The following is a 1,095-nucleotide window of genomic DNA, read 5'->3' on the forward strand; positions in this document are numbered from 1 at the left end:
CGCGCAGGGCGAGGCTGCGTTTGCGGCCCAGCCTGCGCTCGCGCAGCGAGGCAAGCTGAGCCGGCTCGGTGTAGGACGGTCCGTAGATGATGCGGAGGTACTCCCGTCCCCGGCATTTGATTCCCGGCTGGACCAGGCCCTTACCGTGACGGGCGGCGAGACCGTCGTGGGGCTTGACGACCATGCCCTCCGCACCGGCCGCGGTGAGCTCCAGCCACCATTGCGTTGCCCGCGCCGTCGCGTCCTCGCAGGCCAGGTCGAGAACGAGGCGGCGAGTCGGGGTGAAGGTGGTGGGATCAACGGCGACCAGCCGGTCGGCGATCGACAGCTGCCATTCGTGATCGCGATCGGTGAAAGCGGCTCCTTGCGCCGCGAGCACCGCGAACGGTGCCAGCGTTACGGGCGCCTGGGAAACATAGGGCCGGTAGGCGGCGGTGTAGGCGTGCAGCGCCGTCAGATCCGAACTCACCCGCTGGCGCAACGCGGTCACGTCCAGGCCACGGGCGGCTGCCTGCTCCAGGACGGACACGGCCGCGGGCAGGGCTGCCCTGCCCGCGGCACCCACGCCCGCGTACGCCCGGATGAGGCTTTCGGCCTTGGCCGACCACGGCAGCAACTCGCAGTCCAGCAGCAGCCAGTCGCTGTCGAACTCGTCCCACAGCCCGGCCTCGGTGATCGCCGTACGAACCGTGCCCAACAGCTCCTCGGTCCGTCCCGGGTCAAAAAAGGACCGACCGGTGCGGGTGTACACCACCCCGGTGGCCCCGTCGTCGACGAACCGCTTCGCCGCGGCGGCCTGGTCGCGGCACACCAGGACCACGGCGCGGGAACCCATGTGCTTCTCCTCGCACACGACCTTCGCTGTTCCGGTCCGCCGCAGATCGTCGATCGCCTCAACCGGATGCTCAAGCCAACCGTCCACGGTGGATGTCGATGACGGCGCCATCGTCGGCGGCAACCACAGCAGCCAACGCGGGTCCACCGCGAAACGGCTCATCACCTCCAGCGCGGCGGCAGCGTGTTCGGCCGGAATCGTGATGGTGCCGTGGTCGGTGGTCACATGTCGGCGGCCGGTCACGTCAGCCAGATTCACGG

1 pseudogene is annotated in these 1,095 nt (G+C 69.6%); it reads right to left on the reverse strand.

From position 1 onward, the window contains the following. Positions 1–1,095: pseudogene (locus U9980_RS23190) on the reverse strand (polynucleotide kinase-phosphatase); the annotation flags it as partial.

Origin of the sequence: Protofrankia sp. Cr1, assembly GCF_963555865.1 — a bacterium.
Taxonomy (GTDB): domain Bacteria; phylum Actinomycetota; class Actinomycetes; order Frankiales; family Frankiaceae; genus Protofrankia.